This window comes from Actinacidiphila guanduensis, assembly GCF_900103985.1.
GTDB lineage: Bacteria > Actinomycetota > Actinomycetes > Streptomycetales > Streptomycetaceae > Actinacidiphila > Actinacidiphila guanduensis.
Genome location: NZ_FNIE01000003.1, coordinates 136,806 through 151,948 on the forward strand (window position 1 = coordinate 136,806; position 15,143 = coordinate 151,948).

Genomic DNA, 15,143 nt, shown 5'->3' on the forward strand with positions numbered 1-15,143 from the left:
CGGGGGTTGTGCGCTCTCTTGTAGCCTCGCTGCATGATTGAGTTGCAGGGGCTCACCAAGCGGTACGGGGACAAGACCGCTGTCGACCATCTGACCTTCACCGTGCGCCCCGGCGTGGTGACCGGCTTCCTCGGGCCCAATGGAGCCGGCAAGTCCACCACCATGCGCATGCTGCTCGGCCTGGACACCCCCACCAGCGGGGACGTGCGGATCGACGGCAAGCACTACGCGCAGCTCAGCGAGCCGCTGAAGTACATCGGCGCGCTGCTGGACGCCAAGGCGATCCACGGCGGCCGCACCGCCTACAACCACCTGCTGTGCCTGGCCCAGTCCAACCGCATCCCCCGCCGCAGGGTGGACGAGGTGCTGGAGACCGTCGGCCTCACGGCGGTGGCCAAAAAGCGCTCCAAGGGCTTCTCGCTCGGCATGGGGCAGCGCCTGGGCATCGCCGGCGCCCTGCTCGGCGACCCCGAGATCCTGATGTTCGACGAGCCGGTCAACGGGCTGGACCCGGAGGGCATCCACTGGATCCGCAACCTGATGAAGGGTCTGGCCGCCCAGGGCCGCACCGTCTTCGTCTCCAGCCACCTGATGAGCGAGATGGCGCTGACCGCCGACCACCTCATCGTCATCGGCCGCGGCCGGCTGCTGGCGGACACCTCGATGTCGGAGTTCATCGAGCGCAACTCCCGCTCCTATGTGCGGGTGCGCACCCCGCAGCGCGAGCAGTTCAAGGACGCGGGCAGCGCGGCCGGCCTCACCCTGGTGGAGAGCGCCGACGGCTCCTTCGAGGTCCCCGGTGCCGACGCGGCGGCGCTCGGCGAACTCGCGGCCCGGCATCAGCTGGTGCTGCACGAACTCAGCCCGCAGCGGGCGTCGTTGGAGGAAGCGTTCATGCAGCTCACCGCGGAGTCGGTGGAGTACCACGCGGGTGGGCCGGGGCCCGTCCCGGCCGGCGGCCCCTGGCAGCCGGCCGGCGCCCCGGGACAGCCCGCGCCGCCGCTGCCGCCGGGCCAGGTGCAGCCGCCGGTCGTGCAGCCCCCGCAGCCGTACCAGGGGCAGCAGGGGCCGCCGGTGCCGCCGTCGCCGTACCAGCAGCCCTACCCGGGACAGCAGGGCCAGCAGGGCCCGCCGCAGCAGCAGCCGCCCTACCAGCCGCCGGGGCAGCCCCAGTGGGGCGCGGGCTGGCGCGACTCCGGCAAGCGGAAGGGGCGCTGACATGGCCGCCACCTCCGCCGTCCTGCAGTCGGAGTGGACGAAGATCCGCTCGGTGCGCTCCACCGTGTGGACCCTCGCCCTCGCCTTCCTCGTCACCCTCGTCCTCGGCGCCGTGATCTGCCTGGTCTTCAACAGCCAGTGGGACTCGATGTCGACGTCCGACAAGCTCACCTTCGACCCGACGAACACCAGCTTCTTCGGCATGACGCTCGGTCAGCTCGCGCTGATCGTCTTCGGGGTGCTGGTGTTCTCCAGCGAGTACAGCACCGGCATGATCCGCACCTCGCTGGCCGCGGTGCCGCAGCGCGGCCACTTCTACCTGGCGAAGGTCGCGGTGGCGGGCCTGCTGGCGCTGGTCGTCGGCATGGTGACGAGCTTTCTGACCTTCTTCGTCGGCCAGGCGCTGCTCGGCCCGCACAAGGCGCAGATCGGCGACCCGGGCGTGCTGCGCGCGGTGTTCGGCGCCGGCCTCTACATGACGCTGCTGGTGCTGCTCTGCGTGGGCGCGGCGGCGATGCTGCGCAGCCCGATGCTGGGGCTCGGCATCCTGATGCCGTTCTTCTTCCTGGTCTCGCCGATCCTGTCGGCGGTGCCGAAGGTCAAGTCGGTGGCGCGCTACTTCCCCGACCAGGCCGGCCAGAAGATCATGCAGGTGGTGCCGTCCTCCGACGATCACACGCACTACGGCCCCTGGGGCGGCATCCTCATCATGGCGATCTGGGTGGCGGCCGCCCTCCTCGGCGGCTACCTGGTCCTGCGCAACAGGGACGCCTGAGGGGCGCCCGGACCGGGCCACCGGCCCGAACGGCTCAGGACCGACTCAGGATCGACTCGCAACCGGTTCACGACCGGCTCAGTACCGGGGCGCGTTACGGGACCGCTGCACCTTGCTGGTGCGGCGGTCCCTGGCGTTCCAGCAGGCGCGGTGCCAGTGCCGCCGGTCGTCCAGCCCGTCGTACTCGCGCCAGGCGACGACGTGGCCGACGCCGGGCGGGATCTCCTGGTCGCAGCCGGGGCAGCGGTAGTGCTTGCCCGCGGCGCTGCCGGCGATCGGCCGCACCACCCAGTCCTCGCCCCGCCACTCCTGGGTGGCGGGGGTGCCGAAGCCGCTCTCGCGTTCGGCCGGCCGGGGCCGGTTCTGGTGGTTGCGTCGCGGCGACACGGCTCACCTCGCGCCTCTGTCCGGCGGGGCCGGCCGGACGGCTACTGGTCGGAATCAGGCTGTCCGTCCAGGTTATACGCGGCACTGGACAAAGAGGCGCCAGGTGTGCGGGATGCGTGCCGTGCGCCGCGGGCGGGCCGCGCACGGGCACGGTGCGGGCGGGCGCCGGAGGAAGCACCGGGCCGATCGCCGGGCAGGCGTCCCCGCAGGGGTCGCGGCACTGCCGACAATCATGAGAACGCCCCCGAAGCCGTGCCTTGGGCACGTGCCAGGACGTTGGACCGGCAAAGAGGGAGTGAGCGATGCGCGTGGGGACGTTCGTACTTGCCGCCCAGTTCCCCGGTCAGGGCCAAGGGGAGGCGCTCCACCGGGCGCTGGCCGCGGCGGAGGCGACCGAGGCCGCGGGGCTGGACGCGGTCTGGCTCGCGGAGCACCACTTCGTGCCCTACGGCGTCTGCCCGTCGGCGGTCACGCTGGCCGCGATGGTGCTCGGCCGCACCTCCCGGATCGGGGTGGGCACCGCGGTGAGCGTGCTGCCCACCGCGCACCCGGTGGCGCTCGGCGAGCAGGCCGCGCTGCTGCACCTGGCCTCCGGCGGGCGCTTCACGCTCGGCGTGGGCCGCGGCGGCCCCTGGGTGGACCTGGAGGTCTTCGGCGCCGGCCCGGACGCCTTCGAGCACGGCTTCCCCGAGTCGCTGGAGCTGCTGCTGCGCTGGCTGAGCGAGCCCGCGGTGGGCGCGGACGGCCCCCGCTACGCCTTCCGTGAGGTCGCGGTGGTGCCGCGGCCGGCCGAGCCGGAGGGCCCGGCGGGACCGCAGGTCGTGGTGGCCTGCACCTCGCCGGCCACGGTCCGCCTCGCCGCCCGCCACGGCCTGCCGATGCTGCTGGGCATGCACTGCGGCGACGAGGAGAAGGCCGGCATGGTCGCGCTGTGGCGGCAGGCGGCGCTGGAGGCGGGCCGCGACCCGCAGGAGGTGGCGGAGGCGGGCCACGTCTCGGCGGGAGTGGTCCAGGTCGCCGACACCCGGGCCGACGCCGTGGAGACGCTGCTGAAGGCGATGCCGGGCTGGCTGCGGCACGGGCTCGGCGCCCACCGCACGTACGACGGCTCGGTGCGGCCGATGCGGGACCCGGTGGAGTACACCGAGCTGCTGTGCGCCCTGCACCCGGTGGGCACCCCGCGGCTGTGCGCGGACCGGCTCGCGGCCACCGCGCACCGCACCGGGATCACCCGCTTCGCCCTCCTCGCCGAGGGCTCGGGCGACACCGACGCCACAGTGGCGAACGTGGCGCGGCTGGGCGGCGAGGTGCTGCCGGAACTGGCCTGAATCCCGTTAGGCGACGGGGAGTTGCCGGGCCCGCTGCCGCTCGTCACGGCCGGGCGCGCCGGCGGGTGGCGGGCCGGGGCCGCAGCCGCCGGCCCGCCCTGGGGCCTCAGCAGTCGCGCAACTCCGGTGACTGGTTGAGCAGTTGGGAGCGGATCGAGGTGAAGTCGCGGTAGCTGTCCCCGTCCGCGGCGTCGAGCGGGAAGACCGCGACCCGGTGGCAGTTCTGGAAGGCCAGCCGGACCCCGAAGTGCCGCTGCAGGGCACCGCGGATGGAGTCGCTGGCGAGCGCGCGCAGCAGCTGGCCGCGCTCCTTCTCGCTCGGCGGCGGCACCTGGTTGTCGGCGAAGTCGCCCCCGTCGACCTTCAGTCGGGCCGTCAGCGTGCTGATCATCTCCCACGCGTAAGGGAGGGAGGTCCGGACGCAGTCGACGAACTCCCGCTCGTCGACCTCGCCTCGCTCGGCCTGCGCGAGAAGGGCCGGTGAGACGTCGAGGGACATGGGTACTCCTCTCCTGACCGCGCGTCCCGGGGGACGGGGTCTGCGGGCACCCCCCAGCCGCGCGCGGCCGTGGGGGAGGACGGGTGTGCCCGGGGCCGCCTGCGTGCGGTGCGCGGCTCCCGAGCTTCAACCGTAGGGGTCCCCCGCGCGGCCGCACCAGGCGGCAGCGCCCACAACCAGCCAATTTTCCGGGCGGGGGCGCGGGCGGGTAGCGTTGCCGACCATGCGCCTCGTCATCGCCCGCTGCTCCGTGGACTACGCCGGGCGGCTCTCCGCCCACCTCCCCTCGGCCACCCGGCTGCTGCTGATCAAGGCGGACGGCAGCCTGTCCGTGCACGCGGACGACCGCGCCTACAAGCCGCTGAACTGGATGTCGCCGCCGTGCTCCCTCAAGGAGACCGACGACGTCTGGACGGTCACCAACAAGGCGGGCGAGCAGCTGATCATCACGATCGAGGAGATACTGCACGACTCCTCGCACGAACTGGGCGTGGACCCCGGCCTGATCAAGGACGGCGTCGAGGCGCACTTGCAGGAGCTGCTCGCCGACCGCATGGAGGTCCTGGGTGAGGGCTGGTCGCTGATCCGCCGCGAGTACCCCACGGCGATCGGCCCGGTGGACATCCTGTGCCGCGACGCCGCCGGCGGGACGGTGGCGATCGAGATCAAGCGGCGCGGGGAGATCGACGGTGTCGAGCAGCTCACCCGCTACCTCGAACTCCTCAACCGGGACAGCCTGCTGGCGCCCGTCAAGGGCATCTTCGCCGCGCAGGAGATCAAGCCGCAGGCGCGGGTGCTCGCCCTGGACCGGGGCATCGACTGCGTCGTGCTCGACTACGACGCGCTGCGCGGCATCGAGGACGACAAGCTCCGCCTCTTCTGAGGGTCCCCGCCGCCCGGTTTCCACGGAGGGCGGCTCCCCGCCGTAGGGGCTTCCACGCGTTCCCGGCCGCAGGCAGGAGGATGGCTGGTCGCGCAGTTCCTCCCCCAGGGCTTCGCCTGGGAGGTACCCCCAGCGCCCCTGGGTTGTACGGGGCTCGCTGTGCGCGCAAAGGGCAAGCTCAACAGGGGCGCGGGGAACTGCTCCCCCAGAGGGGGTACCCCCAGAAGAGACCACCGGCCTCGCGACGGCCGACAGCCCCGTGGGGCAGACGGGTTGCCGTAAAGGGGCGCGGGAAACTGCTCCCCCAGAGGGGGTACCCCCACAACCACCGACCGGCCTGGCGGCCGGCAACGGACCTGGCGGGGCAGACGCGTTACCGTTCCTGGGGCGCGGGGAACTGCGCGCCCAGAGGGGGCACCTCCAGAGGCCACCGGCCTCTGGACGGCATACGACCCCGTGAGGCAGACGGGAACCCGAGGGGCGCGGGGAACTGCGCGCCCAGTTCGGACGGCGATGGACCCCGCCACCGGGCCGCAGGGGCACCCCGGTCCGCTCCGGGCCGCCCGCGCGGTGGCGACCGCGTCAACCGGTGGGCGTCTCCGTGGGCGTAGTGGGCGGGGTGGTGGAAGGCGTGGTCGAAGGGGTCGTCGGAGGGGTCGTCGGCGGCTTTGTCGTCTGAGTCGGGTGCCCGGGCTTCGTGGTGGGGTGCGAACTCGGGCCGCCGTCGCCGTTGTGAGCCGGGGGCGTCGTCGACTGGTCGGCCGGAGGCGAGGTGATGCTGCCACCCTGCGGAGCCGTTGAGGTGCCGGCCGGCGTAGAGGGCGTCGCCGAGGTCGTCGTCGCCGATGGAGAGCCGGACGTCGACTTCGGCGAGGTGGTCGTCGCATCGGCCGACGACGTCGCCTCGTCGTCCACCGGAGGGTCCTGCTGGACGGATTCGAGCGGCTTGACCTGGTTGTTGTCGGGGGTGTCGTGGGACGTGGCGCCCAGGGTGACGATCGTGCCCAGGACCGCGGCCAGGACGACGGCCGTGCCCACGGCGACCAGGGTGCGGCGGGAGCCGATCACCGGGAAGCGCCGGGCGCCGGAGGACCCGGAGCCGGCGGCAGCCACCGGCTTGCCCACGATCGTCGGAGCCGCCTCGGGCAGCGCCGGCGCGGGGTCCAGCGGCGGGAAGAGGGCGAGCGCCTCGACCGTGGCCGGCGGCAGCTCCAGCAACTGCGGCAGGACCGCCGTCTCCTCCGTGAGGGCCGCGGGAGCGGCGGGGAGAGCGGGAGCGGTACCGGCGGCGCCGGCCGCGCCCTCCATGTCGTCCACGAGCGCGAGCGTCCTGCGGCCCACGACCGTGCCCTGCCGGTCGGCGAGCGCGGCCCGCAGCGCGATGGACGCCTCCAGTTCCGCCCGCGCCCGGTCGGCGTTGCCCTGGCAGAGCGCGAGGACGCCCAACTCGTGCAGGAAGTACGCCTCTTCGGCGACCTCGCCGGAGAGCCGGGCCGCCTCCTGCCCGACCCGCAGCGTCCGCTCCCAGGCGCCCCAGTGCAGCGCCGCGGCGAACGCGGGGGCGACGGTGCGGGCCAGCAGCACCGCGGCGCTCGCGTGGCCGCCGTCGCGGCAGGCCGTCATCGCCGCGATGATCGCCTCGGACTCGGCGGCGGCCCGCTCGGGGGTGACGGAGGGGTGGCCGGTCCACCAGGCGTAGTGCAGGGCGGCGGTGTGGGCCTGCACGTCGCTCAGTTCGCCGTCGCCGTTCAGCGAGGCGGCCAGTTGCTCGGTGACCCCGGCGGCGAGCCGGAAGTGCGCGTCCACCGGGACGGCGAGGCCGACCGCGGTGAGTTCGCCGAGCGCGGCGTCCCCGTGGGTGTCGCCCACGAGCGCGGGCAGGTGCGAGGGGTGCGGGCACTCGCCGTCCAGGGCGACGGCGAAGGCGAGCGCCTCGCGGCCGGAGTCGCTCAGCCGCGCGGCGAGCAGGTCGGCGGGGGCGGCGCTCTCGGCGAGCGGCGGCAGCGGCACCGCGGAGGCGGGCAGCGGCGCGGCGGGGGCGGTGCGCGGCCTGGGCGGCAGCGCGGGCACGGCCGGGGCGGCGGCGGGGCCGTCGAAGGGCGAGAGGTCGGGTATCGGCGGGGTGCCGTGCTCCCAGCCCTCCTCGCGGTCCGGCCCGGTGTGCGGGCGGCGCTGGGCGTCGCGCTGCCGCAAAAGGGCTCCGGCCTGCAGGAAGCGCAGCGGCAGTCCCTCGGACTCGAACCACAGGTCGGCCGCCCAGGCCGCCTCGTCGTCCTCCAAGGGCCGTCCGGCGGCGAGTTGGAGCAGTTCGGTGCAGGCCCCGCGGCTGAGCCCGGACAGCAGCACCTCCTCGACCGCCGACTCCGCTGCCGGGGGCGACACGTCGGGCGTCGCGGCCATCAGGAAGGCGCACTCGGGCGCGGCGGCGAGCAGTTCCTCCAGCGCGGCGCCGCCGATCTCCAGGTCGTCCACGACGACCACGGCGCCGGTCTGCCGCAGCAGGCCGGGCAGTTCGGTGCGGGTGGGGCGGTAGCGCTCGCCGGCGTAGACCAGGGTGTAGAGGTCCTGGAGCAGGTCGGCGGCGGTGCGGTGGTAGCCGGAGAGCCACAGCACGCCGTCGGGCGCGAGGTCGCCGCAGGCGTGGGCGACGGACTCCAGCAGGGCGGTGCGGCCGGCCCCGGACGGGCCGGTGACGCGTATGGAGCGGCCGCGGCCGAGCAGGCGGATCAGCCGTTCGCGGTCCTCCTCCCGCTCCAGCAGCGGCAGTTCGGGCCCGGGCGGGCCGGGCGGCGGGGTGGGGCGGCGGGCGGCGACCTGCCGCTCGCGCTCCTCGCGGGAGCGGCGTACGGGCACCTGCTCCTGCTCGGGCGGGCACGGGCTGACTTCGGTGCCGTCCACGTGGTTGATGGTCAGCAGGTATCCGGCGGTGACGACCTGCTCGACACGGGCGCTGCCGCCGCCGTGGCCGGTGCCGGCGTCGGGGGCGAGCGGGTCCCGCGCGGGCCGGGCGGTGCCGGGTACGGGCGCGGAGCCGTCGAAGAGGGAGGGGGTGCCGGAGCGGCGCAGGGCGGGCAGCGAGCCGGTGTCCCCGGCGGCGTTGCGGGCCCCGGTGCCGAAGGCGTCGAAGGTCCCGGCGGGGTCGGCCTTGCCGCGGGCGCCCGTCCCGAAGGCGTCGAAGGAGCCGCCGGCCGCAGGCGCGCTGCCGAAGGCGTCGAAGCCGCGCGGGGAGTCGGCGGGGGCGTCGAACCCGCCGGAGGCAACCGGGCTTTCGGGGGTGGCGGGGCCGCCGAAGGGGTCGAAGGAGCTGCCGGCGGCCGCATCGGAGACGCCGAACCCGCCGGAGCCGCCGGGGGCGGGTGCGGAAGGCGCACCGGACCCGAAGGCGTCGAAGCTCCCCTCCGCCGGGCTCCCGGCCGGCCCGCCGGAGGAGTCCGCCGGGGTGGACCCGCCCGGGGCCGGCCCGAAGGCGGCGAAGACGGCGTCCACCGCGGACCCGCCGCTCTCCTCGGCGTCGTCACCGTCGTCGGGCACCTCGGCCGCGTCCTCGGCTCCCCCGCCGCCGGCGGCACCCGACAGCGTCTCGACCTCGCGCCCGCCGGATATGTAGGGCACGAGCTCCTGGCCCGGTCCCTCGGCCGCGGGCTCGGCGAGGCCGACGCCGAAGACGTTCACGTCCTCCCCGTCGTCCTCGCCCTCGTCGGCCGCGTCCGGGCCGCCCTCCTCCTGGCTGGCCGCTCCGAAGACGGTCAGCTCGCCGCTGTCGTAGCGGTCGGGGTCCTCCTCGTGCGGGGCGGCGTCGCCGTCCGCGGCCGCGGCGGGGCCGAAGGCGTCGAAGCTCTCGGCGCCGCTGAGCCGGGCGATCGCGCCCGCGCCCGCGGTCAGGCCGAGGCTGTCGTCGTCGAGGTCCGGCACCGGGCCGAAGGGCTCGTGGGGCTCACCGGGCCCGGTGGGGTGCCGCGGCCCGCGCTGTCCGGGGGCGCCGGCCGCGAAGGCGTCGAACGCGGTGGTCTGCGGGCCGGTCCAGCCCTGCGAGGACGCGCCGAAGGGCGAGGTGCCGGAGCCGGGCGCGCCCTCGGTGCCGCTGCCGGTGTCCGGGTCCGGGGCGGAGCCGAAACCCTCGGTGTGATCCATGTCGTACGCCCCCAAGGTGCGTCACGGTGGGGGGCTGCACGGGCTGCGGCGAATCGCGCCGGCCGCCCGGATCCCCTTTGCGGCGCACGCGGTGGCACGCCTCCTGGCCATCGATGCGCAAACTCTAAGGGCTGACCGGGCATCCATGAAGTGCCGGGGTGCCCGCCTCCCCTTACGTCACCTTCTGCTCACCTATCCGACGCGGTCGCCTCGATGGCGAGGATGCGGTGCAGCCGGGTGGCCACCAGGAGGCGCTGCATCTGCGGGGGCACCCCGCGCAGCACGAGCCGGCGCCCGCCCCGGCCGGCCCGCCGGTGGGCGCCCATGATCACGCCGAGCCCGGTGGCGTCCCAGGAGTCGAGTTCGGTCAGGTCCAGGACAAGGTCGCCCTGGCCGGAGTCGAGCGCGGTGTGCAGGGCCGTACGGGCGTCCGCCGCGCTGCGGACGTCGAGGCGGCCCCCGACGACCAGCTCGGCGTGGTCGCCCCTGATGTGCATAGTCACTCCCCGGACAGTGCTGGTGTGTACGCCGCGTGGGCGGCATGGACCCGTTCTGTCTTCACACAACTGACGGTCCGTCGTATACAGAAGTTGCCGCCCGTGAGCGAACCGATACCGAATTCACTCATCCGAGTGACGCCGGTTAGTACGTGTAGAAGCCCTGGCCGCTCTTGCGGCCCAGGTCGCCGGCGTCGACCATGCGGCGCATCAGCTCCGGCGGGGCGAACTTCTCGTCCTGCGACTCGGTGTAGATGTTCTCCGCGGCGTGCAGCAGGATGTCCACGCCCGTCAGGTCCGCGGTGGCCAGCGGGCCCATGGCGTGGCCGAAGCCGAGCTTGCAGGCGGTGTCGATGTCCTCGGCGGTGGCGACGCCCGACTCGTGGAGCTTGACGGCCTCCACCACCAGCGCCGAGATCAGCCGGGTGGTGACGAAGCCCGCCACGTCCCGGTTGACGACCACGCAGGTCTTGCCCGCGCTCTCGGCGAACTCCCGGGCCCGGGCCAGCGTTTCGTCGCTGGTCTTGTGGCCGCGCACCAGCTCGCACAGCTGCATGAGCGGCACCGGCGAGAAGAAGTGGGTGCCCACCACGCGTTCGGGCCGGCCGGTCGCGGCGGCGATCTTGGTGATCGGGATGGCGGAGGTGTTGGAGGCGAGCACGGTGTCGTCGCCGACCAGGCCGTCAAGGGTGCGGAAGATCTCCCGCTTGACGTCGATCTGCTCGAAGACCGCCTCCACCACGATGTCCGCGTCGGCCGCGGCGTCCAGGTCGGTGGTGGTGGTGATCCGGGCGAGCGCGGCCTCGGCGTCCTGCTCGCTGAGCCGGCCCTTCTCGGTGAACTTCGCGTAGGACGCGGCGATGGCGTCCTTCCCCCGGGCGAGCGCCGCGTCGGTGACGTCCCGCAGCACCACCTCGTAACCCGCCTGCGCGGACACCTGCGCAATGCCGGAGCCCATCAGTCCGGCTCCGATGACGGCGAGCTTCTTCGCCACGGCACACACCTCTCCGTTGGGGTAGTTGGGGCGTCTGCCGGACGATAGCGCCGGGCACGCACCGAGCGCAGCATGATGTCGGGCGCGTCACCGTGTGTCCTTGGTCGCACCGTCTCGGCGGCGCGGGCGCCTCTGACGGGGCCTCGGGCTCGGTACGCTCGCGGGCATGGTCCACCTCACCCGCATCTACACCCGCACCGGCGACGACGGCACCACCGCCCTGGGCGACATGAGCCGCACGGCGAAGACCGACACCCGGATCGCCGCCTACGCCGACGCCAACGAGGCGAACGCCGCCATCGGCACCGCCCTCGCCCTCGGCGCCCTGCCCGAGGACATCGCGGCCGTCCTGACGCGCGTGCAGAACGACCTGTTCGACGTGGGCGCCGACCTCGCCACCCCCGTGGTGCCCGACCCCGAGCACCCGCCGCTGCGCGTCGTGCAGTCCTACGTGGACCGGCTGGAGGAGGACTGCGACCGCTTCCTGGCCGGCCTGGAGAAGCTGAACAGCTTCATCCTGCCCGGCGGCACCCCGGGCGCCGCCCTGCTCCACCAGGCGGCGACCGTCGTCCGCCGCGCCGAGCGCTCCACCTGGGCGGCGCTCGCCGAGCACGGCGAGACGATGAACGCGCTCACCGCCACCTACCTCAACCGCCTGTCGGACCTGCTGTTCATCCTGGCCCGCAGCGCCAACAAGGAGCGCGGCGACGTGCTGTGGGTGCCCGGCGGGAACCGCTGAGCACCGCGCGGGACCTGCCCGGCCGCCCGCCGCTGTGCGACGCTGAAAAGCCGTCAGCGCCGTCATCCACGCACGGAGGGCACCGGCCATGCGCATCGGACTCATCGGCACCGGCCGGATCGGCGCCTTCCACGCGGTGACGCTCGCCGCCCTGCCGGCCGTCACGGCGCTCGTGGTGCACGACGCCGACGAGGCGTCGGCCCGCGCCACCGCCGAGCGCACCGGGGCACGCCACGCGGGGGACCTGGACGGCCTGCTCGGCGCGGGCCTGGACGGTGTCGTCATCGCCGCGCCCACCACCGCCCATGCCGAGCTGGTGCTGGCCGCGCACCGGGCGGGCCTGCCGGCCTTCTGCGAGAAGCCGGTGGCCGGCACCCTCGCCGAGACCGACGCGGTGCTCGCGGCCACCGCGGACTCCCCCGTGCCGCTGCAGATCGGCTTCCAGCGCCGCTTCGACGCCGGGTACCGCGCCGTCCGCGAGGCGGTGGCGGCGGGACGGCTCGGCTGGACGCACACCCTGCGCGCCTGCACCAGCGACCCGGCGCCGCCGCACCCCGGCTACCTGCCCGGCTCCGGCGGCATCTTCCGCGACTGCTCGGTGCACGACTTCGACGCGATCCGCTGGGTCACCGGCCGGGAGGTCACCGAGGTCTACGCCACCGGCGCCAACAGGGGCGAGGACTTCTTCGCGGGGGCCGGTGACGTGGACACCGGCGCCTGCCTGCTCACCCTGGACGACGGCACCCTGGCCACCTGCACCGCCACCCGCTACAACGGCGCCGGCTACGACGTCCGCCTGGAGGTCTGCGGCTCGCGCGGGACGATGGTCGCGGGCCTGACCGACGAGGTGCCGCTGGTCCCGGCCGAGGGCGCCACCTGGCCGGCCGGACCCGCCCACCGGCACTTCATGGACCGGTTCCGGGCCGCCTACCGGGCCGAACTCACCGCGTTCACGCAGCTGGTGGCGGGCGAGCGGGACAACCCCTGCTCCGGGCAGGACGCCCGTGCCGCCCAGGCGGTGGCCGACGCGGCCGCCCGCTCCCGGGCCGAGGGCCGCCCGATCCGGCTCGACTCCCCCGGTCCTGCGGCGGCCTGACCGTGAGGGCCCGGCGCACAGCACAGCGAAGGGGCCGTCAACGCGGCGGCGGTCAGGCGACGTTGACCCGCTGGCCGGGCGGGGCCGCCTCCAGCCAGGCGAGGAAGCCGGTGAGCGCGTCGTCGCTCATCGCCAGCTCCAGCCGGGTGCCGCGGTGCAGACAGGAGAGCACCACCGCGTCGGAGAGCAGCGCCAGTTCCTCCGAGCCCTGCGGCAGCCGGCGGCCCAGCACCTCGATCGCCGGGCGCTCCAGCACCCGGCGCGGCCGGAACGCGTAGGAGAACACCCGGAACCACTCCAGCCGGTCGCCGCTGTAGCGGGCCACCCCGTAGACCCAGCCCTTGCCGCCGGCGTCGGCCTCGTCGGCGGGCGCGGGGCGCAGGCTGCAGTCGAAGGTGCCGCCCGGGCGCTGGATCAGCCGGCGGCGCAGGCCGAAGAGGAACAGCCCGGCCACCGCGACCACCAGCACGGCCCCGACCACCTCGAAAGCGAGGACCATGTCCACCGACCTCCTCGCCTCGATGAGTTACTGCCCTTGCTGTGCCGGAGCCGCGGACCACCCTCCCGGGCGATCCGCGGCACCGTGGTCCTGCGGGTCATACGTGCGCCGGCGGCGCCGTGCTCAGTGTGCGCCCGCCGCGGCGGCGAGCCGCACCTCCGCCCGGCGTTCGCCGTTCTCGTCCGACTCGGCCTTGGCACGCTGCAGCGCCCGCTCGGCCCGGTCGACGTCGATCTCCTCGGCCAGCTCCGCGATCTCCGCGAGGATCGACAGCTTGTTGTCCGCGAACGAGATGAACCCGCCGTGGACGGCCGCCACCACGGTGCCCCCCTCGCTGGTGCGGATCGTCACCGGACCGGACTGGAGCACCCCGAGCAGCGGCTCGTGGTTGGCCATGATGCCGATGTCACCCGACTTGGTGCGGGCGACGACCAGGTGGGCCTCCCCGGACCAGACGTTGCGGTCCGCGGCGACCAGCTCGACGTGAAGATCGGCCAAGACGGCTCCTCGGATTGGCACCCACCGCCTGCGGGGATGCGTAGGTCAAAGAATAAGGGGTGCGGCCGGGGGGCTCGACCGGCCACCCCTGGTCGGGGCCGCCGGGTCGCCCCCCGGTCGCGCGGGCCGGCCGGCCCGCTCACCGCGTCAGGTCAGCTCACACCGAGCTTCTTGGCGTTGGCCTTGAGGTCGTCCAGGCCACCGCACATGAAGAACGCCTGCTCGGGGAAGTGGTCGAACTCACCGTCGGCGATCGCGTTGAACGCCGCGATGGACTCGTCCAGCGACACGTCCGAGCCGTCCACACCGGTGAACTGCTTGGCCGCGTGGGTGTTCTGCGACAGGAAGCGCTCGATCCGGCGGGCGCGGAAGACGGTGAGCTTGTCCTCCTCGCCGAGCTCGTCGATGCCGAGGATCGAGATGATGTCCTGGAGGTCCTTGTACTTCTGCAGGATGCCCTTGACGCGCGAGGCGCAGTCGTAGTGCTCCTGCGAGATGTAGCGCGGGTCCAGGATGCGGGAGGTGGAGTCCAGCGGGTCCACCGCGGGGTAGATGCCCTTCTCCGAGATCGGCCGCGAGAGCACGGTCGTCGCGTCGAGGTGGGCGAAGGTGGTGGCCGGCGCCGGGTCGGTCAGGTCGTCCGCGGGCACGTAGATCGCCTGCATCGAGGTGATCGAGTGGCCGCGGGTGGAGGTGATCCGCTCCTGCAGCTGGCCCATCTCGTCGGCCAGGTTCGGCTGGTAGCCCACCGCGGAGGGCATCCGGCCGAGCAGCGTGGAGACCTCGGAGCCGGCCTGGGTGAACCGGAAGATGTTGTCGATGAAGAACAGCACGTCCTGGTTCTGCACATCGCGGAAGTACTCCGCCATGGTCAGGCCGGCCAGGGCGACGCGCAGCCGGGTGCCCGGCGGCTCGTCCATCTGGCCGAAGACGAGGGCGGTCTGCGGGAGCACGCCGGACTCGGCCATCTCCTCGATCAGGTCGTTGCCCTCACGGGTGCGCTCGCCGACGCCGGCGAAGACGGAGACGCCCTCGTGCAGCTTGGCGACGCGCATGATCATTTCCTGGATCAGCACGGTCTTGCCGACGCCCGCGCCGCCGAACAGGCCGATCTTGCCGCCCTTGACGTACGGGGTGAGCAGGTCGACGACCTTCAGGCCGGTCTCGAACATCTCGGTCTTCGACTCGAGGTCGTCGAAGGCGGGCGCCTTGCGGTGGATCGCCCAGCGCTCGGTGACCTCGGACTCGGCCTCCGGCTCGTTGAGGATCTGGCCGAGGGTGTTGAAGACGCGGCCCTTGGTGACCTCGCCGACCGGCACGGTGATGCCGTCGCCGGTGTCGGTCACCGGGGCCTGGCGGACCAGGCCGTCGGTGGGCTGCATGGAGATGGCGCGGACCAGGCCGTCGCCCAGGTGCTGCGCGACCTCCAGGGTCAGCGTCTTGGTGGTGCCGTCCGCGGACGGGTCGGCCACGTCGACGTGCAGCGCGTTGTAGATCTCCGGCATCGCGTCGACGGGGAACTCCACGTCGACGACCGGGCCGATGACCCGCGCCACGCGCCCGGTGGCCGTGGTGGTTTCAACAGTGGTGGTCATGTGG

Annotated in this window: 13 protein-coding genes and 1 pseudogene; 6 read left to right on the plus strand and 8 right to left on the minus strand. The window is 73.9% G+C overall.

Features of this window, described 5'->3' with window-relative positions:
- Positions 1–33 precede the first annotated feature (33 nt).
- Positions 34–1,014: pseudogene (locus BLR33_RS06935) on the plus strand (ABC transporter ATP-binding protein); the annotation flags it as partial.
- A gap of 205 nt (positions 1,015–1,219) precedes the next feature.
- Positions 1,220–1,993, plus strand: coding sequence for an ABC transporter permease (locus tag BLR33_RS06940; RefSeq protein ID WP_093783395.1), 774 nt, complete (start codon positions 1,220–1,222; stop codon positions 1,991–1,993).
- A 78-nt stretch (positions 1,994–2,071) separates the two neighbouring features.
- Here the strand turns inward: BLR33_RS06940 and BLR33_RS06945 are convergent, their stop codons facing one another.
- Positions 2,072–2,380 carry an ATP/GTP-binding protein gene (locus tag BLR33_RS06945; protein ID WP_093783396.1) on the minus strand — a complete coding sequence of 103 codons (309 nt, stop codon included), beginning with the start codon at positions 2,378–2,380 and terminating at the stop codon, positions 2,072–2,074.
- A gap of 302 nt (positions 2,381–2,682) precedes the next feature.
- Here BLR33_RS06945 and BLR33_RS06950 point away from each other — a divergent pair, with 302 nt between their 5' ends.
- Positions 2,683–3,708 carry an LLM class flavin-dependent oxidoreductase gene (locus BLR33_RS06950; protein ID WP_093783397.1) on the plus strand — a complete coding sequence of 342 codons (1,026 nt, stop codon included), beginning with the start codon at positions 2,683–2,685 and terminating at the stop codon, positions 3,706–3,708.
- Between the two features lie 106 nt (positions 3,709–3,814).
- Here BLR33_RS06950 and BLR33_RS06955 read toward each other — a convergent pair whose 3' ends face one another.
- Positions 3,815–4,207, minus strand: a complete 393-nt coding sequence (locus tag BLR33_RS06955) for an SCO5389 family protein (RefSeq protein WP_093783398.1) — start codon at positions 4,205–4,207, stop codon at positions 3,815–3,817.
- 223 nt (positions 4,208–4,430) lie between these two features.
- Between BLR33_RS06955 and nucS the strand changes: the two genes are divergently transcribed.
- Entirely contained in the window at positions 4,431–5,090 is a 660-nt protein-coding gene (gene nucS / locus BLR33_RS06960; protein ID WP_093783399.1) for an endonuclease NucS, read from the plus strand.
- 582 nt (positions 5,091–5,672) lie between these two features.
- Here the strand turns inward: nucS and BLR33_RS36685 are convergent.
- From BLR33_RS36685 to BLR33_RS06975, 3 genes are all read right to left on the minus strand, one after another.
- Positions 5,673–9,221, minus strand: coding sequence for a hypothetical protein (locus BLR33_RS36685; RefSeq protein ID WP_093783400.1), 3,549 nt, complete (start codon positions 9,219–9,221; stop codon positions 5,673–5,675).
- Between the two features lie 188 nt (positions 9,222–9,409).
- Positions 9,410–9,718 (minus strand): STAS domain-containing protein, encoded by a 309-nt coding sequence (locus BLR33_RS06970; protein WP_093783401.1) that lies wholly within the window; start codon positions 9,716–9,718, stop codon positions 9,410–9,412.
- 145 nt (positions 9,719–9,863) lie between these two features.
- Positions 9,864–10,712 carry a 3-hydroxyacyl-CoA dehydrogenase family protein gene (locus tag BLR33_RS06975; protein WP_093783402.1) on the minus strand — a complete coding sequence of 283 codons (849 nt, stop codon included), beginning with the start codon at positions 10,710–10,712 and terminating at the stop codon, positions 9,864–9,866.
- A 166-nt stretch (positions 10,713–10,878) separates the two neighbouring features.
- On the opposite strand from BLR33_RS06975, the gene BLR33_RS06980 reads away from it, so the two are divergent.
- Both BLR33_RS06980 and BLR33_RS06985 read left to right on the plus strand, forming a co-directional pair.
- Entirely contained in the window at positions 10,879–11,451 is a 573-nt protein-coding gene (locus BLR33_RS06980; protein ID WP_093783403.1) for a cob(I)yrinic acid a,c-diamide adenosyltransferase, read from the plus strand.
- Between the two features lie 88 nt (positions 11,452–11,539).
- The gene (locus tag BLR33_RS06985; protein WP_093783404.1) at positions 11,540–12,547 is read left to right on the plus strand and encodes a Gfo/Idh/MocA family protein; all 1,008 of its coding nucleotides are present in this window, start codon (positions 11,540–11,542) and stop codon (positions 12,545–12,547) included.
- A gap of 52 nt (positions 12,548–12,599) precedes the next feature.
- On the opposite strand, the gene BLR33_RS06990 is transcribed toward BLR33_RS06985, so the two are convergent.
- The 3 genes from BLR33_RS06990 to atpD all read right to left on the minus strand — a co-directional run bounded on the left by BLR33_RS06990 (position 12,600) and on the right by atpD (position 15,139).
- Positions 12,600–13,046, minus strand: coding sequence for a DUF2550 domain-containing protein (locus tag BLR33_RS06990; protein ID WP_093783774.1), 447 nt, complete (start codon positions 13,044–13,046; stop codon positions 12,600–12,602).
- Between the two features lie 123 nt (positions 13,047–13,169).
- A complete protein-coding gene (locus tag BLR33_RS06995) occupies positions 13,170–13,544 on the minus strand; it encodes a F0F1 ATP synthase subunit epsilon (RefSeq protein ID WP_176930170.1) in 375 nt (124 codons plus the stop codon).
- 152 nt (positions 13,545–13,696) lie between these two features.
- Positions 13,697–15,139: a F0F1 ATP synthase subunit beta gene (atpD, locus tag BLR33_RS07000; RefSeq protein WP_093783405.1), complete on the minus strand. Its 1,443-nt coding sequence runs from the start codon at positions 15,137–15,139 to the stop codon at positions 13,697–13,699.
- Positions 15,140–15,143: the final 4 nt, after the last annotated feature.